Annotated in this window: 25 protein-coding genes; 16 read left to right on the forward strand and 9 right to left on the reverse strand. The window is 71.8% G+C overall.

The genetic code is table 11. The features are described from left to right. Nucleotides 1–571: 571 nt before the first annotated feature. Nucleotides 572–1270 carry a class I SAM-dependent methyltransferase gene (locus ACTVAJ_RS25435; RefSeq protein WP_470390793.1) on the reverse strand — a complete coding sequence of 233 codons (699 nt, stop codon included), beginning with the start codon at nucleotides 1268–1270 and terminating at the stop codon, nucleotides 572–574. Between the two features lie 193 nt (nucleotides 1271–1463). Here ACTVAJ_RS25435 and ACTVAJ_RS25440 point away from each other — a divergent pair, with 193 nt between their 5' ends. From ACTVAJ_RS25440 to hisG, 3 genes are all read left to right on the forward strand, one after another. After that, complete coding sequence (locus tag ACTVAJ_RS25440) at nucleotides 1464–2294, forward strand: SDR family NAD(P)-dependent oxidoreductase (RefSeq protein WP_470390794.1); 831 nt, start codon at nucleotides 1464–1466, stop codon at nucleotides 2292–2294. A gap of 134 nt (nucleotides 2295–2428) precedes the next feature. After that, nucleotides 2429–2692: a phosphoribosyl-ATP diphosphatase gene (locus ACTVAJ_RS25445; RefSeq protein WP_017601182.1), complete on the forward strand. Its 264-nt coding sequence runs from the start codon at nucleotides 2429–2431 to the stop codon at nucleotides 2690–2692. Nucleotides 2693–2757: 65 nt separating this feature from the next. Further along, on the forward strand, nucleotides 2758–3612 hold the full coding sequence (hisG, locus tag ACTVAJ_RS25450; RefSeq protein ID WP_470390795.1) for an ATP phosphoribosyltransferase: 855 nt from the start codon (nucleotides 2758–2760) through the stop codon (nucleotides 3610–3612). 50 nt (nucleotides 3613–3662) lie between these two features. Here the strand turns inward: hisG and ACTVAJ_RS25455 are convergent, their stop codons facing one another. Next, complete coding sequence (locus tag ACTVAJ_RS25455) at nucleotides 3663–5135, reverse strand: cellulase family glycosylhydrolase (protein ID WP_470390796.1); 1473 nt, start codon at nucleotides 5133–5135, stop codon at nucleotides 3663–3665. Nucleotides 5136–5210: 75 nt separating this feature from the next. On the opposite strand from ACTVAJ_RS25455, the gene ACTVAJ_RS25460 reads away from it, so the two are divergent. Next, the gene (locus ACTVAJ_RS25460; protein ID WP_470390797.1) at nucleotides 5211–5756 is read left to right on the forward strand and encodes a hypothetical protein; all 546 of its coding nucleotides are present in this window, start codon (nucleotides 5211–5213) and stop codon (nucleotides 5754–5756) included. A gap of 65 nt (nucleotides 5757–5821) precedes the next feature. Here ACTVAJ_RS25460 and ACTVAJ_RS25465 read toward each other — a convergent pair whose 3' ends face one another. From ACTVAJ_RS25465 to ACTVAJ_RS25475, 3 genes are all read right to left on the reverse strand, one after another. After that, nucleotides 5822–7129 carry a glycoside hydrolase family 6 protein gene (locus ACTVAJ_RS25465; protein WP_470390798.1) on the reverse strand — a complete coding sequence of 436 codons (1308 nt, stop codon included), beginning with the start codon at nucleotides 7127–7129 and terminating at the stop codon, nucleotides 5822–5824. 188 nt (nucleotides 7130–7317) lie between these two features. Next, a complete protein-coding gene (locus tag ACTVAJ_RS25470; protein ID WP_470390799.1) occupies nucleotides 7318–7728 on the reverse strand; it encodes a DoxX family protein in 411 nt (136 codons plus the stop codon). An 83-nt stretch (nucleotides 7729–7811) separates the two neighbouring features. Beyond that, on the reverse strand, nucleotides 7812–8627 hold the full coding sequence (locus ACTVAJ_RS25475; RefSeq protein ID WP_470390801.1) for an NAD(P)-dependent oxidoreductase: 816 nt from the start codon (nucleotides 8625–8627) through the stop codon (nucleotides 7812–7814). Between the two features lie 59 nt (nucleotides 8628–8686). Between ACTVAJ_RS25475 and ACTVAJ_RS25480 the strand changes: the two genes are divergently transcribed. Further along, complete coding sequence (locus ACTVAJ_RS25480) at nucleotides 8687–9697, forward strand: LysR family transcriptional regulator (protein WP_470390802.1); 1011 nt, start codon at nucleotides 8687–8689, stop codon at nucleotides 9695–9697. Beyond that, a complete protein-coding gene (locus ACTVAJ_RS25485) occupies nucleotides 9618–10358 on the forward strand; it encodes a spermine/spermidine synthase domain-containing protein (RefSeq protein ID WP_470390803.1) in 741 nt (246 codons plus the stop codon). Before ACTVAJ_RS25480 ends, ACTVAJ_RS25485 begins: the two co-directional genes overlap by 80 nt. 92 nt (nucleotides 10359–10450) lie before the next feature. Here ACTVAJ_RS25485 and ACTVAJ_RS25490 read toward each other — a convergent pair whose 3' ends face one another. Beyond that, entirely contained in the window at nucleotides 10451–11566 is a 1116-nt protein-coding gene (locus ACTVAJ_RS25490; protein ID WP_470390804.1) for an epoxide hydrolase family protein, read from the reverse strand. Nucleotides 11567–11649: 83 nt separating this feature from the next. Here ACTVAJ_RS25490 and ACTVAJ_RS25495 point away from each other — a divergent pair, with 83 nt between their 5' ends. Continuing rightward, nucleotides 11650–12333, forward strand: coding sequence for a TetR/AcrR family transcriptional regulator (locus ACTVAJ_RS25495; RefSeq protein WP_470390805.1), 684 nt, complete (start codon nucleotides 11650–11652; stop codon nucleotides 12331–12333). A 31-nt stretch (nucleotides 12334–12364) separates the two neighbouring features. Here ACTVAJ_RS25495 and ACTVAJ_RS25500 read toward each other — a convergent pair whose 3' ends face one another. Then, a complete protein-coding gene (locus ACTVAJ_RS25500; RefSeq protein ID WP_470390806.1) occupies nucleotides 12365–12580 on the reverse strand; it encodes an EF-hand domain-containing protein in 216 nt (71 codons plus the stop codon). Between the two features lie 318 nt (nucleotides 12581–12898). Between ACTVAJ_RS25500 and ACTVAJ_RS25505 the strand changes: the two genes are divergently transcribed. The 6 genes from ACTVAJ_RS25505 to ACTVAJ_RS25530 all read left to right on the forward strand — a co-directional run bounded on the left by ACTVAJ_RS25505 (nucleotide 12899) and on the right by ACTVAJ_RS25530 (nucleotide 18560). Then, complete coding sequence (locus ACTVAJ_RS25505; RefSeq protein ID WP_470390807.1) at nucleotides 12899–13867, forward strand: PstS family phosphate ABC transporter substrate-binding protein; 969 nt, start codon at nucleotides 12899–12901, stop codon at nucleotides 13865–13867. A gap of 28 nt (nucleotides 13868–13895) precedes the next feature. Beyond that, entirely contained in the window at nucleotides 13896–14855 is a 960-nt protein-coding gene (gene pstC / locus ACTVAJ_RS25510) for a phosphate ABC transporter permease subunit PstC (RefSeq protein WP_470390808.1), read from the forward strand. Further along, nucleotides 14856–15803, forward strand: a complete 948-nt coding sequence (gene pstA / locus ACTVAJ_RS25515) for a phosphate ABC transporter permease PstA (RefSeq protein ID WP_470390809.1) — start codon at nucleotides 14856–14858, stop codon at nucleotides 15801–15803. A gap of 123 nt (nucleotides 15804–15926) precedes the next feature. Beyond that, nucleotides 15927–16652, forward strand: coding sequence for a response regulator transcription factor (locus tag ACTVAJ_RS25520; protein WP_470390810.1), 726 nt, complete (start codon nucleotides 15927–15929; stop codon nucleotides 16650–16652). Between the two features lie 126 nt (nucleotides 16653–16778). Beyond that, nucleotides 16779–17111, forward strand: coding sequence for a putative quinol monooxygenase (locus tag ACTVAJ_RS25525; RefSeq protein WP_470390811.1), 333 nt, complete (start codon nucleotides 16779–16781; stop codon nucleotides 17109–17111). 252 nt (nucleotides 17112–17363) lie between these two features. Beyond that, the gene (locus tag ACTVAJ_RS25530; RefSeq protein WP_470390812.1) at nucleotides 17364–18560 is read left to right on the forward strand and encodes a methyltransferase domain-containing protein; all 1197 of its coding nucleotides are present in this window, start codon (nucleotides 17364–17366) and stop codon (nucleotides 18558–18560) included. Nucleotides 18561–18669: 109 nt separating this feature from the next. On the opposite strand, the gene ACTVAJ_RS25535 is transcribed toward ACTVAJ_RS25530, so the two are convergent. Both ACTVAJ_RS25535 and ACTVAJ_RS25540 read right to left on the reverse strand, forming a co-directional pair. Continuing rightward, nucleotides 18670–18864, reverse strand: coding sequence for a DUF397 domain-containing protein (locus tag ACTVAJ_RS25535; protein WP_470390813.1), 195 nt, complete (start codon nucleotides 18862–18864; stop codon nucleotides 18670–18672). A gap of 17 nt (nucleotides 18865–18881) precedes the next feature. Then, nucleotides 18882–19715: a helix-turn-helix domain-containing protein gene (locus ACTVAJ_RS25540; protein WP_470390927.1), complete on the reverse strand. Its 834-nt coding sequence runs from the start codon at nucleotides 19713–19715 to the stop codon at nucleotides 18882–18884. A 220-nt stretch (nucleotides 19716–19935) separates the two neighbouring features. On the opposite strand from ACTVAJ_RS25540, the gene ACTVAJ_RS25545 reads away from it, so the two are divergent. Genes ACTVAJ_RS25545 through ACTVAJ_RS25555 form a run of 3 tightly spaced genes read left to right on the forward strand, consistent with a single transcriptional unit; the run spans nucleotide 19936 to nucleotide 20689 of the window. Further along, the gene (locus ACTVAJ_RS25545; protein ID WP_470390814.1) at nucleotides 19936–20211 is read left to right on the forward strand and encodes a hypothetical protein; all 276 of its coding nucleotides are present in this window, start codon (nucleotides 19936–19938) and stop codon (nucleotides 20209–20211) included. Next, complete coding sequence (locus ACTVAJ_RS25550; RefSeq protein ID WP_470390815.1) at nucleotides 20211–20456, forward strand: hypothetical protein; 246 nt, start codon at nucleotides 20211–20213, stop codon at nucleotides 20454–20456. Before ACTVAJ_RS25545 ends, ACTVAJ_RS25550 begins: the two co-directional genes overlap by 1 nt. Further along, on the forward strand, nucleotides 20453–20689 hold the full coding sequence (locus ACTVAJ_RS25555; RefSeq protein WP_470390816.1) for a hypothetical protein: 237 nt from the start codon (nucleotides 20453–20455) through the stop codon (nucleotides 20687–20689). Before ACTVAJ_RS25550 ends, ACTVAJ_RS25555 begins: the two co-directional genes overlap by 4 nt. Nucleotides 20690–20719 lie beyond the last annotated feature (30 nt).

Here is a 20719-nt window from a genome sequence, read left to right on the forward strand (position 1 = left end):
GGAGGCGTGGTGTGCGGGCCAGGGCGGACACCCGCCTACGCACATCCACGGGCAGGGCCTCTGGGGTCGTGTCGCCGGTCCGGCCGGACAGTCCTGGGGCCGTTCCGGCCGCCTGGGTGAGCGTCACGTTGCCTCCTCCATAGGTCTTCGTCGACCTGGGGACGTCGGTGAGGTACGGGAGTCCGCGCGCATGGTTCGGGCGCACACCGCAGCTGGTGTGAAGAACGTAGAGCCCAGGGCTTGTGGCGCGGGACGGGCTTCAGGGGACTTGAATCAGACCTTGGGAATATTTGGTGTGAACACGGACAGACTGGACTAACAGTCGGCCGGGACAAGGCCGGGTCCTCAAGAAGCCAACGTGAGACTACCCGCGCAACATGGGTTCTCGCGACACTCAATACGGGCAAATCGCGTCACATGGATGTTTTGCCATCCGAAGTCGGCGGAATGTCCTTCTCCACGGGACCGTGGCCCGGGGGCGGGGCCCCGCCCCGCCGTCCGGCCGCACGGCGGGGCCCCGCCCCCGGCGAGGGGAGCGGGGCCGGGCGGAACGCGGCTCCCTGTGTCGGGATCAGGCGGGTTTGCGCAGGTGGTGCACCCAGGCGGGCGGGAAGTTGGCGAGCACCCGCTCGGAGCGGATCCCGTAGCGGTCGATCCAGTCCTGCACCAGCCAGCTCGTCCTCGCCTGGCGCAGGTAGTCCTCGCGGCGCGCGATGACCGCCTTGACCTCCTTGGTGTAGAGGTAGCCGTAGAAGGACAGCGTCCCGCCCGGCCTCAGCACCTCGAAGTAGTGGTCGAGGATCTCCCCGACCGCCTCCGCCGTGAAGTTGGCGAAGGGCAGCCCGGAGACGATCACGTCGTAGACCCGGTCGGTGTCCATGTCGTTGACGAGCATCGCGTGCACCGTGGCGCTGTCGGCGATCCTCGACAGTTCGGGGTCGGTGCTCAGCAGATCCTCGACGTGGGCGGCGAAGGCGGGGTTGGCCTCCACCAGGTCGACGGTGTCACCGGGGCGCATGGCGGCGGCGATACCGCGGGTGATCGCGCCGGTCCCGGCGCCCGCCTCCATGATCCGCAGCGGGTGGTCGGGGTCGGGGCGCTCCCGTACGAACTCGGCCAGGGCGTCGGCCAGGGCTCTGCCGCTCGGGACGACGGAACCGGTGGCGTGGAAGGTCCGTACCGCCTGGGTGAAGAAGAGCTTGGTGTCGCGCAGGCGTTCGTCCAGCCTGAGGGCGGTGAGAGGTCCGGTGGGACTCGTGGTCTCGGCCATACCCGAACGCTAGCGGCTGGCGCGCGCCGACGGGAGGTGTCGGCGTCAACTCCTCGCGTCCCGCACGTTCCGGCGGTGTGAACGGGGCCGCGTGCGGCGCTCCCGCGGGCGGGGGTGCCGCTCCGCAGGCGTCGGTCGAGGGTGTGCACTCCGCCGCGGAGCGGCCTCTCGGGCGGGCCGTAGGCTGACCCCCATGAGCCATGAGGACGACACCGCAGGAACCGCCCCCCGTTCCCGGACCGCGCTGGTCACCGGTGCCTCCAGCGGCATCGGTGAGGAGTTCGCGCGCAGGCTGGCCCAGCGCGGGTACGCGCTCGTGCTCGTCGCCCGCCGCGCGGCCCTCCTGGACGAGCTCGCGGAGGAGATCCGTGAGACCTACGGCACCGCCGTCGAGACCCTCCCCGCCGACCTCGGCGGCCGTGAGGGCGTCACGCGGGTGGCCGAGCGCCTGTCCGCCGACGGCGGGGGCGACGACGCACCGGTCGACCTGCTCGTCAACAACGCCGGGCGCGGGGACGGCGGCGCGTTCGCCTCCCAGGACCCCGACGAGATCGACGCCATGATCGACCTCAACGTCCGCGCCGTCCTCCAGCTCACCCGCGCGGTCCTGCCCGTCCAGATCGCGCGGCGCGCTGCGGGCGAGAGCACCGGGCTCGGGGTGATCAACGTGTCGTCGCTGGCCGGTGAGCCCGCCGTGAACCCGGGCGGTTCGGTGTACGGGGGCGGCAAGAAGTTCGTCACCCTGTGGAGCGAGAGCGTGGCCGCCGAGGTCCGGAAGAAGGGCGTGCGGGTCACCGTGGTCCTGCCCGGGTTCGTGCGTACCGACATGACCCGCGCCGTCCAGGAGCGGGGCCTGCCCGAGTTCGCCTTCGTGTCCAAGGCCCAGATCGTGCGCGACGCGCTGCGCGCCTGGTCCGCCGGGCGCTCACACGTCGTCCCGGGCGCCCAGTACAAGACCGCCGACGGCATCCTCAGGGTCCTGCCGCGCTCGGTCGTGCGCGCCCTGGGCCGCCGTCTCGGCTGAGCCCCGCCCCCGCCCGCGCGCAGGGTCGTTCACCGGATGTTTCGACCACATCGTGAGACATCCGCGTCCCTGTGCGGCGGCGGGCTCTCGGACCGCCTACGCTGGTAGCGCACTGTCGGTCGAGGAAAGACACCATGAAGACCTTCGAAGAGCTGTTCGCCGAGCTGTCCGAGAAGGCACGCTCCCGCCCCGAGGGGTCCGGGACCGTCGCCCAACTCGACGCCGGTGTCCATGCCATCGGCAAGAAGGTCGTGGAGGAGGCGGCGGAGGTCTGGATGGCCGCCGAGTACGAGTCCGATGACCACGCGGCCGAAGAGATCTCGCAGCTCCTCTACCACCTCCAGGTTCTGATGCTGGCCCGCGGCCTGCGCCTCGAGGACGTCTACAAGCATCTCTAGCCGGTCTCCCGCACCGGCCCACCGGACGTCCCCGCAACACCAGAACCGACGAAGGAACCACTCACATGTCCGACCTGCTGCGAATCGCCGTGCCCAACAAGGGCCAGCTGTCCGAACCGGCGGTCGAGATGCTGCGCGAGGCCGGGTACCGGCAGCGCAAGAGCTCTCGCGACCTGGTCATGGTCGACCCCGACAACGACACCGAGTTCTTCTTCCTGCGCCCCAAGGACATCGCCGTCTACGTCGGCGAGGGCATCCTCCAGGCCGGGATCACCGGCCGTGACATGCTGCTGGACTCCGGCGCCGCCGTGGACGAGGTCCTCGCCCTGGGCTTTGGCGCCTCCACCTTCCGCTTCGCGGCCCCCAACGGCGCGAGCATGAAGGTCGCCGACCTCAACGGCAAGCGGATCGCCACGTCCTTCGACGGCCTGCTCCGCTCCTACCTGGACGAACAGGGCGTCGACGCCCGCGTGATCCACCTGGACGGCGCCGTGGAGAGCTCCGTCCAGCTCGGTGTGGCCGACGCGGTGGCCGACGTGGTCTCCACCGGGACCACGCTCCGCCAGGCGGGCATGGAGACCTTCGGCGACCCGATCCTGGTCTCCGAGGCGGTCGTGATCCGGCCGTCGGGCGCGGGCGAGGACGCCAAGATCGAGCAGCTGATCCGGCGCCTGCGCGGCGTCCTGGTCGCCCGCGACTACGTGATGATGGAGTACGACGTCCACGCCGAGTACCTGGAGTCCGCCGTGGCCCTCACCCCGGGCATGGAGGGGCCGACGGTCTCCCCGCTGCACCGGGAGGGCTGGGTCGCGGTCCGCTCGATGGTGCCGCGCAAGGACGCGCAGCGCATCATGGACGACCTGTGGCACCTCGGTGCCCGCGCCATCCTGGTCACCGACATCTACGCCTGCCGCCTGTAGGGCCCGGTCCGCGACGGGCCCCGCACGCCGTGCGGGGCCCGTCGCCGCGATCACCCCGGGACGACGGTGAGCGTGTACTCGTCTCCGGGTCCCCCCGAGGGGGTGTCCACGAACAGCACGCGCCGGTCCCCGTCCCACTCGAAGGTCCAGTCCCGCGCCCCGTCGGGAGCGTCCACGGACAGGTCGAACCCGTCCGGATAGTCGGACTCGGGCAGGTACAGCTCGGTCGGTCCGGACACGCCCTCACGCACCGCGAAGCGCACCGAGAGCCGTGCGGCGTCCGCGTCGTGGTCGATCGCCAGGGGGCGTCCGGCGATCGCGCGGGGGTAGGCGCGGTTCATCACGCCGACGAGGGGGCCGGGGGCGAGCTCCTCGTCCGCCCACGGCCCCCAGCCGTCGTGGTCGTTGGACCAGTAGGCCCGCCCCGCGGCCATCTGCTCGGTCTCCGCCAGCATCCGCGCCACGTAGTCGGTGGCGCCCTGTCCGGACACGTTCAGGCCGAACTCGCCCAGGACGATCGGCGCCTCCAGCCGTTCGGCGGTGGTCCGGACGCTCGCCGACCACAGCTCGATGCTCGTGTCCACCGTCTCCCGCGACTCGCCCGCGTACGGCTGTCCGAGGTCCATGGGCAGCGGGTAGGCGTGCGGTGCGTAGACGATCCGGGGCTCCCCCTCGCGCGGGTCCGCCAGGTGCGGCAGGGCCGACGGCGTGCCCCAGTTGACCCCCACGGCCTGCCCCTCGACGAAGAGCCAGGTGTCCTGGTCGACCTCGCGGATCCGCGCGGCGCAGCGGCGGTACAGCTCGGCGAGGGGGCCGTTCTCGAAGTCGGGCCCCTGGAGGCTGCCGCCGAAGGGCTCGTTCATCAGGTCGTAGCCGATGACCGCCGGTTCGTCCGCGAAGCGCGCGGCGACGTGCGCCCAGGCGGCGGCGTACCCGTCCATCAGTCCGGGGTGGTCGCCGGTGGTGCCCCAGAAGTGGTCGAAGGCCCGGACGACGCCGGGCTCCAGGTAGACCAGCTCCCACATCTGGCGCTGTCGCACGCGCAGGCCGTCGGTGTGGGTGGCCCACTCGGGAGCTCCGTTGCCGGAGTGCCGCTCGGGGCTGGTGAACCGTCCGTAGAGGTCCTGGTGCATGTCCAGGAGGACGTGGTAGCCGCGCTCGGCGTACCAGTCGACGCGTTCGGCGACCGCGTCCAGGTACGCCTGGTCGTAGACCCCCCGCTCCGGTTCGAGCGCCTGCCACTGGACGAGCAGGCGGACGAAGTTGGTGCCCATGAGGTCGTACTCGCGCTGGACGGCCTCCTCCGTGATCCAGGGCAGGCGCTCGGGATCGGACTTGGCCGAGCCGGAGGTGTTGAACCCGTGCAGGAACAGGGCGCGCCCCCGGTCGTCGGTCAGGTAGCGCGTGGGCCCGGGATCGTGCTCGGTGACGACCGCGACGGCGGTGGTCAGGAGCAGTGCGAGCGCCACGAGGGCGGCGGTGGTGAGTCGGCGGGGGAGTGGGCCTCGGGTCTGGCGCGGCATCGGCACCGCCCTTTCGGGGGATGGGGGCGAGGGGGCGTCGGAGCGGGGGTGTCGGATGAGACGCGGATCACTAGGATGCAAAAGGTGAATAAAATTCGCAATATACGTCTGGCCGGTGCCGCCGGTTTCGCGGCGCTCCTGCCCTGCGCACTCCTGGGCAACGGCGGGTTCACGGCCTGGCTCGGCGCCCGCGCCGCCTGGCTCCTCCTGCCGTCCGCGTTCGGCGTCCCCTTCGCCTTCCCCCGGCTCGGCCCCCCGACCGTGGGCGAGCCGTCCTGGCACCACGGGACGGAACTCCTGGCCGTGGTGGTCCTCGCCGGGGTCACCGTGTGGTGGACGTACCGCGCCCTGAGGCGTCGGCCCGGCGCCAACTCCCCGCGGTTCCTGCTCTCCGTCTGGGCCGCCGTCCTGCTCGGCCTGGTGGCCGCCGGAGTCCTGCGCGCCGCCGCCGACGCGCTCGCCACAGGAGTGGGCCCCGCGGCGGTGTTCGGCTTCGCGCTCTCCGGGGCACTCAGCGGCCTGCTGTGGGGCGTGGGCACGGGCTGGGTGTGCGCGGTGCCGGTCGCGGTCGTGCACCGGGTGGCGGCGGGCCGGGGGACCCCGGCCCCGGCCGTGGCCTGACACGGGCCCGCCGTGCCCACGGCGGGGGGCGGAACGGAACCCGTCCCGCCCCGCGCGGTCGGTGCTCAGTCCGCCGAGCAGACCACGTCCGGTACGCCGGGGGCGCCGTCGTGGGTTCCGGTGAACCCGAATTCGGTGCTGTCGCCGGGGCCGAGCGTCCCGTTCCAGCCCGCGTCGGTGGCGGTGACCCGTGCCCCGTCGGTCGTGATGTCGGCGTTCCAGCCCTGGACGACGCGCTGGCCGTCGGTGCTGGTCCACGTCACGGTCCAGCCGGAGAGCGCCGACCCGGCGGTGACCGTCACCGCCGCCTGGAAGCCGTCCGACCAGGTGGAGACGGTCCGGTACTCGGCCGTGCAGTCCTCCCCGGAGGGGGGACCGCTCGGTTCCCCGCCGGGGTCGGAGGGTTCCTCCGTGGGCCGGGGCGCGTTCACCGCCATGTCGTAGGCGGCCTGGGGGACGAACTGTCCCGCGGGCGCGATGCAGCCGTCGGCCTCGCCCGGCAGCTTGGTCCACAGGAAGGCGTCGATCATCGGGTGGCCGGTGTCGGTGGTGCTGGGGCGGCCGATCATCCGCCCCGGCGGGTCGCACCACTCGTCGTCGGGGGCGGGGCCGTTGCCGTTGCGGCTGGTGTCGATCACGGCTCCGAGCCCGGGGACCCCGGTGGCGGCGATGACGGACTCGGCGAAGGCGACCTCGTCCTCGGTCCGGTTGTAGTTGGAGGTGTTGGTGGCGATGCCGTGCGCGCTGTCGGCGATGTCCGCGCCGTTGAGCAGGTCGGCGGCGGACTGGGGGGTCAGCCAGGCCGAGTGCCCGATGTCGAAGTACACCCGGGCGTCGGCGGAGCCCGCCATGAGCGCCCGGCCCGCGTGGGCCATCGAGTCCAGGAGTTCGGAGGGGTCGCTGCAGGCGCTCACCAGGGGGAGGGCGTCGGGCTCCAGGACGATGGTGGCGGGGCGGCCCTCCAGGCCGGCGGCCACCTCCTCCACCCAGGAGCGGTAGGCCTCGTGGCTGGGCGCCCCGCCGCCGCTGTGGTTGCCGCAGTCGCGCCCGGGGATGTTGTAGACGACCAGGATGGGGACCTTCCCCTGGTCGTCCGCGGCGCCGACCACCGCGTCGACCTCGTCGCGGACCTCGTCGGGGTTGTACTCGGTGAACCATGTGGCCTGGGCGACCGAGGCGATGCGGTCGCCGATGACGTCGGCCCGCGGGTCGTCCGGGTGCTCCCGGACCCATGCGGCCGCCTGGGTGTCGGGGTTGACGTAGAACCCGGGTTCCTCCGCGGTGGCCGGAGCCACGCTGAGCAGCGCGGCTGCGACGGCCAGGGCGCAGACGGCGCCCGCTCCGGCTCCGATGGCTGTACGTGTTCGGGACATGAGTCCTCTCCTCCGTGGTCGGCCCCCGCTGTGCTTCGCTCGGATTCTTCTCGCTCCCCGTTGCCGGCGGATCGGGCGGGCCCCTGTTTGGGAGCGCTCCCAATCGACGTCAGGGTACCCCGGGGAACCCGGCGCGCCCAGGGGGGTGAGGGAGGTGTCGCCGGGGCGTGAGGCCGCCCCGGCGACGATCAGCTTCCGGAGGGGCCGCCCCGCCTCGGCCGGGCCTGGAGGGCCGCCCAGATCAGGGGGATCTGGAGGGGGACCCGACCCCAGGCGACCAGCTTGTTGTCGGCGACCGCGGGAAGCCGCCCCGAACCCGCGTCCAGGGCCATCCGCACGTTGGCGGGCCACACCGCGACCAGCAGCGCGGCGCTGGCCGGACCGGCCCACCGCCGGCGGGTCAGCAGTCCGACACCGCAGGCCAGTTCGGCCGCGCCGCTGCCGTACACGAAGGCCCGGTGGGCGGGCAGCCGTCGGGGCATGATCGCCTCGAAGGGTCGGGGCGCGGCGAAGTGCAGCGCCCCCGCGGCGACGAACAGGCCTCCCAGGGCGCGCGGGGCCATCGCGCGCAGTCTGTCCAGGCGGGTGTTCACGGTCATGCACACTCCTCTCGTGGCGCGCCGACGCCCAACCTACCCGCCGGTAGCCCGGGTTGCTCCCCCGGGGTTGCGCGGTGTGGACCTCACCGGTCCCCCTGGCGGCCGGCGCGGATGCTGTCGGCGAGCCGGGCCAGATCCTGGTCGGCGATCCCGGGGTCGGCGGTGAGCAGCCCGTGCACCGCGCCCGAGAGGGGCAGGTCGGCCACCGCGCGGGCCAGGCCGACGTCCTTGGCCGCGAGCGCGACCGGGAAGTGGGATCCGGTGTCCTGCGCCCGCCGCAGCGCCCCGGCCAGCGGCCCCCGCCCCAGCGCGTCGCGGGTCAGCTCACCGGGCAGGCCCAGCGCGTCGGCCAGGGCGAGGGCCTCGCCGACCAGCGCCACGCCACCGATGGCGGCGTTGATCAGCACCAGCTTCAGTGCCGCCCCCGACCCGGGGGGACCGCAGCGGACCACCGTGCCCAGCTCGGCCAGGACCGGTTCGACCGGGTCGGTGTCGCCGCCCGCCAGCACCGTCAGGGTCCCGTTCGCCGCGCGGTCGACGCTGCCCATGACGGGCGCGTCGACCAGTGCCACGCCCGGCGGCAGGCGGTCGACCAGTTCGGCGGTGGCGTCCGGGCCGATGGTGGACAGGTCCACGACGTGTGTTCCGGGCCGCAGGGCGGGCACGGCGGCGTCGGCGACCGCGAGGACCGCGGCGGGGTCGGCGAGCATGGTGAGGACGATGTCGGCGCGGCCCACCGCCTCGGCGGGGGTGTCGGCGACCCGCGCGCCGTCGGCGGCGAGCGGAGCGGTCCGGGCGCCGGTCCGGTTCCAGACGGTCACCGGGTGGCCGGCGGCGATGAGTCGGCGGGCCATGGGCGCTCCCATGGAGCCCAGGCCGAGGAAGGCGATCTCGTTCATGTCCGCGACGCTAGATCCGGGACCAGCTCTGCCACAAGCGAATGAATAGCATGGCTGCCATGTCAGAACCGCATGGCTTCCACACGTCCTGGCTCCGCGTGTTCAGCGTCGTGGCGCGGCACGGCTCCTTCACCTCCGCCGCGCGGGAGCTGGACTACACCCAGTCCGCGGTCTCGCGGCAGATCTCCGCGCTGGAGAACGGGGCCGGTGCCGCTCTGTTCGACCGGCTGCCGCGGGGCGTCCGGCTCACCGAGCACGGCCGCTGCCTGCTGGAGCACGCCGAGGCCGTGCTGCGTCGGCTGGACAACGCCCACCGCGACCTCGCGGCCCTGCGTGAGACGCGGGCCGGCCGCCTCGGCGTCGGCGCCTTCGCGACCGCCAACGCAGCCCTGGTACCCGCGGCCGTGGCCGCCCTGCGCGCCCGCCACCCGGGGCTCGACGTCACCGCGGAGGAGGGTATGACCACCCGCCTGGCGGCGCGGCTGGCGGCGGGCGACATCGACGTGGCCGTGCTCAGCACCACCGGGGCGGCGTCCCTGGACGGTCTGGACCTGCGCCCCCTGCTCGACGACGTGATGTCCGTGGCGCTGCCCCGCACGCACCGGCTCGCCGACCGCGCGTGCCTGCGCCTGGCGGACCTGGCCGACGAGGAGTGGATCACCGGCCGCCAGGAGCCCGAGGACACCCTGATCGGCGCGGCGCTGCGCACCGGGTTCCGGCCCAGGGTCCGCTGCGTCGTGGCGGAGTGGATCGCCAAACAGGGCTACGTCGCGGCGGGACTCGGGGTCACCCTCGTGCCGTCCCTGGCGGCGGGCGTGGTCCGGCCCGACCTCGCGGTGGTTCCCGTGCACCCCGACGACCTGCCGCCCAGGACCGTCTACGCGGCCACCGCCCGCGGGATCGCGCCCTCCCCGGCCGTGTCCGCCTTCCTCCCCCTGCTGGACGAGTCCGCCGGGACACTGCGTCGTGACGCGGGGGCACAATGTGGGCATGGAACAGCGAAGGACGGAGCGGGAGGCGCACACCATCGCCGGGGAGGAGACGGTCACCCTGGAGCGGGTGACCGGTGAGACCGGAGGCGACCTGGTGCTGCGCCGGGTCGGCGCGCACTACGAGATCTACTCGAACGGGGTGTTCCTCATGGACACCCGCGACGGCACGTCGGAACGGGAGATGGTGCGGGCCAGCCTGTCCGCGCTGCCCCGCGGGCGGTCCCTCGCACGCGTGCTGATCGGGGGACTCGGGGTGGGCTTCTCCGCGCGCGAGGCCCTCGACCACCCCCGGGTGGCCCGCGTCGACGTGGTCGAACTCGAACCGCGGGTGATCGCCTGGCACGACGGCGAACTCGGCGAGGCGGCCGGGTACGTCCACCGCGACCCGCGCTGCCGGGTGTACAACGCCGACATCGTGGCCTGGCTCGACGGCGCCCGGTCCGCCGCCGACCCGGTCCGCTACGACGTCATCTGCCTCGACACCGACAACGGCCCCGACTGGACGGTCGTCGAGGGCAACGGCCGGCTCTACGGGGACGCCGGGCTGGACGCGCTCACCGGGCTGCTCGCCCCGGGCGGGCTGCTGTCCTTCTGGAGCGCCGACAGCGCGCCCGCGTTCGAGGCGGCGCTGCGCGCCCGCTTCGTCTCGGTGGAGGTCGTCGAGGTGCCCGTGGCCCGGGGCGTGCCCGACGTCGTCTACGTGGCCGGCGGGCCCCGCGCGGCGGCCGCGGGCGGCTGAGCCGGGGGTGACCCGCCGCCGCCCCGGGCGGCGGCGGGCCGGGTGGCCGGTGGGGCCGCGGGCGCGCCCGCGGCCCCGGCGGCGCGACCGCCTCAGCCGACCAGTCCGGCGAAGAAGGCCCTGACGTCACCGACCAGGGTGTCCGTCGCCGCGTGTGCCGCGTAGTGGCCCCCCGACCCGTAGGAGTTCCAGCGCACGATGTCGGCGTGGTCGCGCTCGGCGAAGGCGCGGATCGAACGGAAGTCGCCCTCGAACATCGCCAGGGCCGTGGGGACGGTGGTCGGCCCCGCCTCCTCCCGCTTGGCCTTGTCGTCCTCGTAGTAGAAGCGGATCGACGACGCGGCCGTGCCGGTCAGCCAGTACAGGGCCACGTTCCCCACCACGAACGCGTCGTCCAGCGTCGTGTCCATCAGCTGGGAGTTCCAGGCGAGCAGGCCGGCGGGGGAGTCGGCCAGCGCGAACGCCAGGGTCTGCGGCTGCTGGCTGTGCAGGGTGTTGAAGGAGAACTTGTTCTCGTAGAACCACTGGAGGTGGGCCAGGGCTCCCTGGTCCTCCTCGCTCAGCCCGGCGAACTCCGCGGGGTCGCCGGAGGGGAACGAGAACAGCTGGGTGACGTGCACCCCGACGACGCTGTCCGGGGCGAGCCTGCCGACCTCGGGCGCGATCATCGAACCCGCGTCGTTGCCCACCAGTCCGTAGGAGGCGTAGCCCAGCCGCCGCATGAGCTCCGCCCAGGCGCGGGCCGTGCGCTGGGTGCCCCATCCCCTGCTGCGGGTCGGGCCGGAGAAGCCGAACCCGGGCAGCGAGGGGATCACCAGGTGGAAGGCGGGGTCCTCCGGGGACTCCGGCTCCGCCAGCGGGGCGATGGCCTCCAGGTACTCCAGGACCGATCCGGGCCAGCCGTGCGTGAGGAGCAGCGGCGTGGCGTCCTCGCGGGAGGACGTGACGTGGAGGAAGTGGATGTCCTCCCCGTCGATCTCCGTCGTGAACTGCGGGTGGGCGTTCAGCCGCGCCTCCAGGGCGCGCCAGTCGAACTCCTCCAGCCAGTACCGCAGCAGGCCGCGCACGCGCTCGCCGGAGACCCCGTAGTCGTCCCCGGCGTCGGGCAGCTCGTTGGGGGGCAGGGTGCGGCGCAGCCGCTGCTCCAGGTCGTCCAGGGCGGTCTGCGGGACCTCGACGCGGAACGGGCGGATCCGGGGGTGGCTCATGCTGATCCTCCTTGGAGCGGAATGTTTCGTTCCCCTTGACTGTACCAGAACGGAATGATCCGTTCCACTGCTAGGATGGCTCCATGGTGAAGAAAAAAGAGGAGAAGGCCGACGGCGGCGGTCGGGGTGCCGGGCTCCCCGGTCGCCGGGGTCAGGCCGCGCGCAACGACGAGGTGATCCTGGAGGCCGCCCGCGCGGTGTTCGTCGAGGATCCCAAGGCGCCCGTCTCGGCCGTCGCCGCCCGGGCGGGGGTCGGGATCAGCGCCCTGTACCGGCGCTACAAGGGCAAGGAGGAACTGCTGCGCAGGCTCTGCCACGACGGTCTGCTCACGTTCGCCGCGGAGGCCGAGCGGGCGGCGGGGGACCCGGATCCCTGGCGGGCCCTCACCGGTTTCCTCAGGAGGGTCGTGGACGCCGACGTGCACTCGCTCGCCGTGCACCTGGCGGGATCGTTCACCCCCACGGAGGAGATGAACCGCGACGCCGTGCGCGCCGCCGAGCTGGGCGCCGCACTGGTGGTCAGGGCCCGGGAGGCGGGGTGCCTGAGGCCGGACGTCGTCCCCGACGACGTGACCCTGGTCCTGGAGGGGTGCGCCGCGATCCGGCTGCCCGACCCCGAGCGCACCCGGCGGCTGCGGGAGCGCCACCTGGCACTGCTCATCTCCGGCATGGCGGCCGCCGGGGAGCGGTCGGAGGGGGAGCGGGCGGCGGCGCTGCCGGGCCCGCCGCCGGAGGGAGCCGAACTGGCCTGGCGCTGGTCACGCTGACGGCCGGTCCGGCGGGGGTGCGCGCGAAGGATCAGTCCTCGCCCGACATGTAGTCGGTGAACTCCTCCAGGGTGATCATCCCGTCGCCGTCCTGGTCCATCGCCTCGATCGCCTTGCGGGCCTGCTCCTCGGTGCAGCTGTCGCCCAGGCGGTGCATCAGGTCGGCGTACTCCTGGGCGGAGATGAGGCCGTCGCTGTCGGCGTCGACGAACGCGAAGGTCGTCGCGTACTCGTTGGTGTCGGACATGGGGTCCCCCTTCTCGGCGCTGGCTGCGGTCCGCGCCAGCGTATCGGGGCGCGTCGCGGGCCAGGAAGGGCGCGGCGCCCGGGTGGCGGCACGAGGGGAGATGTCACTCCGCGTGGCCACGGGAATCCTCTTGGTGGCGCCCTGGCGGGGCATGGATTGAATTGAGTCGGCTCCTTCACCTTTCGTTCATCTTTTCTCTTTTCCCTGATCAGTCGGACCGCCTTGCATGGGGAACGTGCTCGGCGGGACACGCCGGGCGGTCCCTGCACCGGGTCGGCATCCCCCGCCGGCCGAAAGTAACGAGTCGAGGATTCCCACGTGATCTCCAAGAAGTGGCTTCAGGTCGCCGGCGTCGCCGGAGCGGTTCCGTTCATCCTCACCGCGTGCGGTGGGAACGGCGGCGGTGAGGACGGCGCCGACGGCGGTTCGGAGCTGTCCGGCACGATCTCGATCGACGGTTCGAGCACCGTCGGCCCCCTCTCCGAGGTCGCCGCCGAGATGTTCATGGAGGAGAACTCCGGCGTCCAGGTGTCGGTCGCCCAGTCCGGCACCGGCGGCGGGTTCGAGAAGTTCTGCAACGGCGAGACCGACATGAACGACGCCTCGCGCGAGATCAGCGAGGACGAGATCGCCGCCTGCGAGGGCAACGACATCGCGTTCGAGAGCGTCCAGGTCGCCAACGACGCCCTCGCCATCGTGGTCAACCCCGAGAACCCGCTCGAGTGCATCACCGTCGACCAGGCCAGCCAGATCTGGAACGAGGGCTCCACCGTCTCCACCTGGGGTGACGTCGACGGGCTCGACGTGGGCGACCTCTCCGGCGAGGACATCACCCTCTACGGCCCCGGTTCCTCCTCCGGCACGTTCGACTACTTCACCGAGGCCATCAACGGTGAGGAGGGCGTGATCCGCAACGACTACACCGACATCGGCGAGGACGACCAGGCCGCCGTCGTCGGCGTCGAGGGCGACGCGGGCGCCATGGCCTACATCCCCTACTCCTACTTCACCGAGGCGGGCGACGCGGTCAAGCCGCTCCAGATCGACTCCGGCGATGGCTGCACCGAGCCCTCCCTGGAGAACGTCCAGAACGGTTCCTACGCCCCCCTGGGCCGCGGGCTCTTCGTCTACGCCAGTGACGTCGCCCTCCAGGAGCAGGCCGCCGTGGACTTCATGAACTTCTACATCGAGAACTCCGCCCAGATCAGCGAGACCGCCGGTTACGTCCCGCTGACCGAGGAGCAGATGACCACGGCCAACGAGCAGATCGAGTCCCTCACCTCCTGACCGTCCTCGATCCGAGAGCACACAAGCCATGGCAAAAAGCAGCATGGCGACCCCTCCGGCCGGCGCTGAGCAGCGCCGGCCGTTGGCGGGCGCCGGATCCTCCCACCTGGGCGAGAAGACCATCAAGTTCCTCCTCGCCCTGTGCGCGGCCTTCTCCATCATCGTCACCACCGGGATCGTCGTCGCCCTGGTGATTCCCACGGTGAGCTTCTTCGGGGAGATCACCTTCTCCGAGTTCCTCTTCGGCACCGTCTGGCAGCCCGCGTTCGCCAACCCGTCCTTCGGTGTCCTGCCGATCGTCGTGGGCACGATGATCGTCGTCGTGACCGCTCTCCTGGTCGCGATCCCGGTCGGTCTCGCCTCCGCCGTCTACCTGTCCGAGTACGCCTCGCCGCGCGTGCGCAAGACGATCAAGCCGGTGCTGGAGGTCCTGGAGGGCATCCCCACCGTCGCGATCGGCCTCTTCGCGTTCTTCTTCATGCGCCCGATCGCGGAGAGCCTGTTCCCGTTCTTCCCCTGGGAGACCCCGTTCTCCATCGGCATCGCGGGTATGGCCGTGGGCCTGCTCATCGTGCCGCTGGTCGCCTCCGTGTCCGAGGACGCGATGCGGTCGGTGCCCGGCGGGCTCCGGGAGGGCGCCTACGCGCTCGGGGCCAGCAAGATGCGGGTGACCCTGCGCGTGGTGTTCCCGGCCGCGATCTCCGGCATCATCGCCGGGATCGTGCTCGGCACCTCCCGGGCGATCGGCGAGACGATGGTCGTCCTCATCGCCGCGGGCGCGGGCAACCCGAACCTGACCTTCGACTGGTTCAACTCCGCCCAGACCATGACCGCCTACATCGGCGGCACCGCGACCGGCGACATCCCGCAGGGCACGATCGTCTACGACACGATCTTCGCCGTCGGCACCCTGCTCTTCTCGATGACGCTGGTCATGAACATCATCGCGACCCGTCTGGTCCGCCGCTTCCGTGAGGTGTACGAGTAAATGGTCATCGACAAGGGAAAGCGGCCCCAGAGGTCGCGGCTGGCCGTCGCGGGAGCCCGGGCGGCCACCGACAGCATCTTCACCACGTCGTCGCGCGCCGACCGCGTGGGCAACGTGCTGTTCCGGGCCCTGCTGCTGCTCGGCATGGGCGTCGCCCTGCTCGGCCTGGTCTCCATCATCGTCTGGTCGCTCGTCGAGGGCGCGCCCCGGCTGGACCCGGAGCTGATCACCGAGGGCCCGTCCTCCATCCGGCCGGAGAGCGCCGGATACCGCACGGCGATCCTCGGCACGCTCTGGGTGATCGGCGGCGTCGTGCTGTTCATCGTCCCCGTGGGCGTGGGCGCGGCGATCTACCTGGAGGAGTACGCGGACAAGACCCGGTGGTGGAACCGCACCATCGAGGTGAACATCCAGAACCTGGCGGCCGTGCCCTCCATCGTGTTCGGCATCCTGGGTCTGGCGTTCATCGTCCGCGGCCCGCTCAGCCTCGGGTTCGTGGCCGCCGCGGGTTCGCTCACGCTGTCCCTGCTCGTGCTGCCGACGGTCATCCTCGCCGCCCGTGAGGCGATCAAGGCCGTGCCGAACTCGACCCGCCTGGGCTCGCTCGGCCTGGGCGCCACCAAGTGGCAGACGATCTGGCACCACGTGCTTCCGGGAGCGCTGCCGGGCATCCTGACCGGACTCATCCTCTCCGTCTCCCGCGCGATCGGTGAGTCCGCGCCGCTGCTGCTGGTCGGCGCCGTCACGTTCGTGACGTTCGACCCCTCCTTCCTGGAGGGCCAGTACTCGGTGCTGCCGGTCCAGATCTACAACTACGCCGGTCGCCCGCAGGAGGAGTTCCGCGTCCTCGCCGCCGCCGGTGTGATCCTCATGCTGGCCGTGCTGCTGACGATGAACTCGTTCGCGATCTGGCTGCGCAACCACTACGAGAACAAGAACGCGAGATGACCGGGGTGCCCGCGAGCGCACCCCGGGCCGCGCCCGTGGACGCCCACGGGCCCGCTCGCTCGGTCAGCCCCCCGACCGGCGCCACGGCCGTGTCGGGTTCGTCCCGTCCCTGGAGGGCCACGCGTGGAGTCTCCGTCGCCGGTCCCGGAGGGGCGGCCGCTGCTGCTGGTGGGCGAGTCGGACGGGCGGGCCGAGACCGGACTGCGCGTGCTGCTGGCCGACGAGCCGGTCGACGTGCTGTTCTGCGCCGAGGCGCCCAGGGCGCTGCTGCTCCTCGGTAGGGAGAGCCCCGACGCGGTGCTCCTGGGCGCCATGGACGGGCCGATCGACCCGCTGGAGTTCCTGCGCATCGTCCGCAGCTCGGACCGGGGGCTGCCCGTGGCCGTGGGGGTACCGCGCGGGGACGCGTCGTACGCCGACACGGCGCGCTCCCTCGGGGCGACGCTCACGGTGGAGCGGCCCTACGACGCCGCCGAGCTGCTGCCCTCGGTGCGGGCGCTGTTCCGGGGGCTCGGGCGCGATCCGCACGGTTTCGCCCCCATCGACCTGGGGCGGTTGCGGGTGGACGGCCAGGCGCCGGCGTTCCGGCTCGACGGGGCGCTCGTCGCACTGCCGCCGACGGAGTACCTGCTGCTCCGGCACCTGGCGCGCAACGTGGACGCGGTGGTCCCGCGCCACGAGCTGATCCGGGTGGCCTGGGCGGACGACGCGGGGGTGCGCAGCAACACCCTCAACGTGCACATCATGCGGCTGCGAAGACGCCTGGGGGACGACCGCGCCCGTCCGAGGTGGATCAGCACGGTGCACGGGGTGGGCTACCGGCTCACCGTCCCGGGGGCCGACGTGTGACGCGCTCCTCGCCCCGGGTGACCTTCCCGCGTGCGGCATCCGGGCATGATGGGTGGACGGAGCGTCGGCGGGGCGGCGGCCCCGGTCCGACGCGGACGAACGCACCCACAGCGAAGCGAGAGCCCGTTGATCTTCATCACCGTCAAGTTCACCGTCCGCCCCGAACGCGCCGACGGCTGGCTCGACCTCACCCGCCCCTTCACCGAGGCCACCCGGGCCGAGCCGGGCAACATCTTCTTCGAGTGGTCCCGCTCGGTCGACGAGGACACCGTCTTCTACCTGGTCGAGGCGTTCGCCGACGGTGAGGCCGGACGCGCGCACGTGGAGTCGCCGCACTTCGCCCGGGCGATGGACGACATGTCCTACGCCATCGCGGAGCGGCCCTCGATCGTCTCCACCGACATCCCCGGGATGAGCGGCTGGGGCGAGATGGGGGAGACCGCGCCGCGCGAGGACTGACCGGTGCGGCTTCCACCGTTCCGTACCCCGTGTCCGGCGGGGTCACGCTCTCCAGTCCGCATCCGGACATTCCTGTGACAAGGCGAGTGCGTGCGGTTACGGTCGTGGTGTAGGCCCTCTCAACGTCAGGAGAGCGCGATGGGTAAGCACAGCAACCCCGACAAGCCCCAGGACCAGCGCGGCGATCCCAAGGACAACGACAGTCAGTACCCCTCCCCACACGGCGGCGGTGGGGAGAAGCAGGGCACATAGGTGGACGAACTCACCGAACGGCGATTCGCGCTCGTCGACCGGCTCACCTCCCGGGGCACTCTGACCGATCCGGCGTGGCGCGCAGCCATGCTCAAGGTGCCCCGGCACGCCTTCCTCCCCGAGACCGTCTGGGGCGAGGACACCGCCGCCGCGGACGGGCGCCTCACCGCGGTCGTTCGCTCACATCCGGACTGGACCCGGTGGGCCTACGACGACGTCTCCGTCATCACCCAGGTCGACGACGGAACCCCCGTCTTCCCTGACGGGCGCGGAGACAGAGCGACCTCCTCGGCCTCCCAACCTTCCCTCGTCGTGGAGATGCTTCAGGCACTCGACGCGGAGGACGGGATGAGCGTGCTGGAGATCGGCACCGCCACCGGATACAACTGCGCTCTGCTGTGCGAGCGCTCGGGTTCGGAGAACGTGACCTCGGTCGAGCTGGATCCCGTGCTCGCCAGGCAGGCTGCGGCCAATCTGCGCTTGATCGGGTACAAACCGCACCTGGTGGTCGGTGACGGTGCTCTGGGAGCCCCCGAACGGGCTCCGTTCGACCGGATCCTCGCCACCGTCGCGGCACACGACATCCCCAAGGCCTGGATTGCCCAGACCCGTCCCGGAGGCATGGTGGTCACCCCCTGGGCGACCGGATTCGCCACCACGGCACTGCTGCGGCTGGTGGTGGGTGAGGACGGTGTCGCGCACGGGCGTGTGCTCGGTGACGCGCCTTTCATGTGGCTGCGTGGCCAACGGGTCGCTCCAGGCGAGTTGCGTGACCACGTCGACGAAACCGCTGAGGGGGTCGAGGAGTTCCGGGCCACGCTGGATCCGATGCCGGTCTGTGACGCGGACCCGGCGTGTGGCCTGGCCCTGACGCTCGGAGCGCTCGTGCCGTGCCTGAGCTTCACCCGTTTCCACGCCACGGATGGTAGTGGCGAAGCGAGCGTGTACTTCTACGACAGGCAGGGGTCGTGGGTTCTCATCGAGTACACCCCGGGTGCCGACGAGTACGAGGCCTACCGGTTCGGACCCCGAGACTTGTGTGCGGAGATCGAGCACGCTGTGCGTGCGTGGTGGGGTGCCGGTCGCCCGAACCGGGACCGGTTCGGGCTGACGGTCACCGCCGAGGGGCAGCGGGTGTGGATCGACGGCCCGGACCGCGGGCCGCTGTTGCCCCGGTCCGGTCAGGCGCGGCCGTAGCCTGGCCGGATCACCGCCCCCTCGGTACACTCGGCGCGGGACATGCATCGGGTAATGCATGCGAAGAACCCCCGGCCGGCGGCTGGGGGTTCCTTGTGTCTGCCTACCGCTACAGACTCGCGCGCACCGTGCCGAGCAGAGCCGCCCACTCGTGGGAGGGCACTTCGAGATGGCCCAAGTGCCGGTTCTGGGTGTCACGAACGGCTGCGCCGCCGTTCATGCCCGCTACCTCGACGCAGTTCTCCTGTGTGGCGCTGGAGTAGCTGGACTTGCGGAACTTCGACTCGTGGGACATATCGAGCATCGGGATCCTTCTTCGGGTTAGGACACAGACTCCAGCACCTCGGCGATGAACGCGCGCGAGTCATCCACCGAGAGAGCGGACGCCTGTGCGTAGTCGTACAGCAGCTCGTGCTGCCGAATATCGTCGGCTTCCTCCAGGAACAGCGTGTTCAGGCCGGACGTCTCCAGGTACACGCAGCTGGGGTCCTCGGGGAAGTCGAGGATGGTGAACCCGCCCGGCATCACCGCGTGCGGACCCAAGCGGTTCGGGAGCACCTGAATACGCAGGTTCGGGCGCTGCACGTCGAGGAGGTACTGGAGCTGGCCGACGAGTTCCGGTGTGATCTTGCGGAGCGCGGACTCGTCGACGACCGCCCACAGTTTCGGGGCGTCCGGCCGGGCGAGGATCTGCTTGCGAATCATCCGAGCCTCGACGCTGCGACTGATGGTGTCCTCGTCGGTGATGCCGTGGCCTCGTATGACAGCGCGGGCGTAGGACTCGGTCTGGAGCAGCCCTGGGATGAGCAGGGTTTCCACTGTGCGGATGGAGGAGGCTTCCGCCTCCAATCCCACGTAGGCGCCCTTGCCCAGCACGTCTGAGTAGCCGACCCACCAGCCCTTGAGCCGGGACTGTTCGGCCAAGGCGATGTAGGCGCCCCGTTCGGCGGGGTCCGTGACCTTGTAGACGTCGAGCAGTTTCTCGATGTCACGCGGGTTGGGCAGCACCCATTCGTCACGTTCCATCCGGGTCAGCTTGCCCCGGGAGAACCCCGCCTTCTTCGTGGCGGCGTCGGAGGTGAGATGTGCGGCTTCCCGCAGCTCGCGGAGCTTTCGCGCGAGACGTCGACGGCGCACTGTGGGGCTGCCTGCCACGTGGTCCTCTCCCCTCGGATGGTCGTTCTCTGATCTTACGGCGAGGGTCTGAGAATCAGACATTCTGCTCACCTCTCACATTCATAATGACGGATCTAATCGATCTTAGACATCAATCATGATCTGAGCATTGCAGATTTTCGCTCGATGGGTGACTATGGATCCACCCGATGATGTCCGCCGGACCTCCCATCCGGCTTCCACTCCTGGAGGTGCGCCTGTGCGCTACCTGCTGTTGTTCCTGCTGGCGTCGCGGCCGCTGTCCCGTGCCGCCTCCCGCCCTGAACTCCCCGACCGCACCGTCGGCGTCGCCGGTCGCCTCGTTCGTGGCCTGCGCCCCCGTCGGGCGTCGCGTCCCCGCCGCTACGCCCGCCCCGGACCGGCGCTGCCGTTCGTCGTCTCCGGCCCCGGCGACCTGCTCCGCCTGGTGGCCCAGGCGCGACCGCTGTCCGCCGTGGCCTTGGGCCTGTCGTGGCTCGGGGCGGGGGTGCGGTGATGGACCGGCTGGAGGTGCGTCGCGCCCTGGACGAGCTGATCGCGGGCCGGTGGGTGCTCTCCTACGAGGTGGACCACGCCGGGGTGCGGACCTACACCGCCCGGCGGCCGGTCGGCTGGATTGGCGGCGGCGACCCCTTCGTGAAGCTGGAGGCCCCCTCCTACCGGGAGCTGTTCGCGGTGATCGCCGACCACGTCCGGCATGGGGGCGTCGTGCCCGGGCCCCGGGACGGGGGTGCGCGATGAGGCGGCGCGGGCGGACGGTGTGCGAGATCCGCCGGGTGGCCTCGATGGCCGAACTGCGCCTGTGGGCGCGTGCGCACGGCGCCCGCGTCCGGTGGCTGGGCGCGGCGATGGACGGCGGTGAGGTCTGGGGCGCCACCCGGGGTGTGGTCACCCGGGTGTGTGTCACCCCGCCGGACGGACGCGCGCACCCGATCGTGTGGCGCTCCCCCTTCGAGGAGCCGCCCGGCAGGTGAGGGACCGCCGCGCCCCCGGGGCGGACGAAC

It is taken from the genome of Nocardiopsis sp. KDC1DS13DA1 (genome assembly GCF_055632325.1).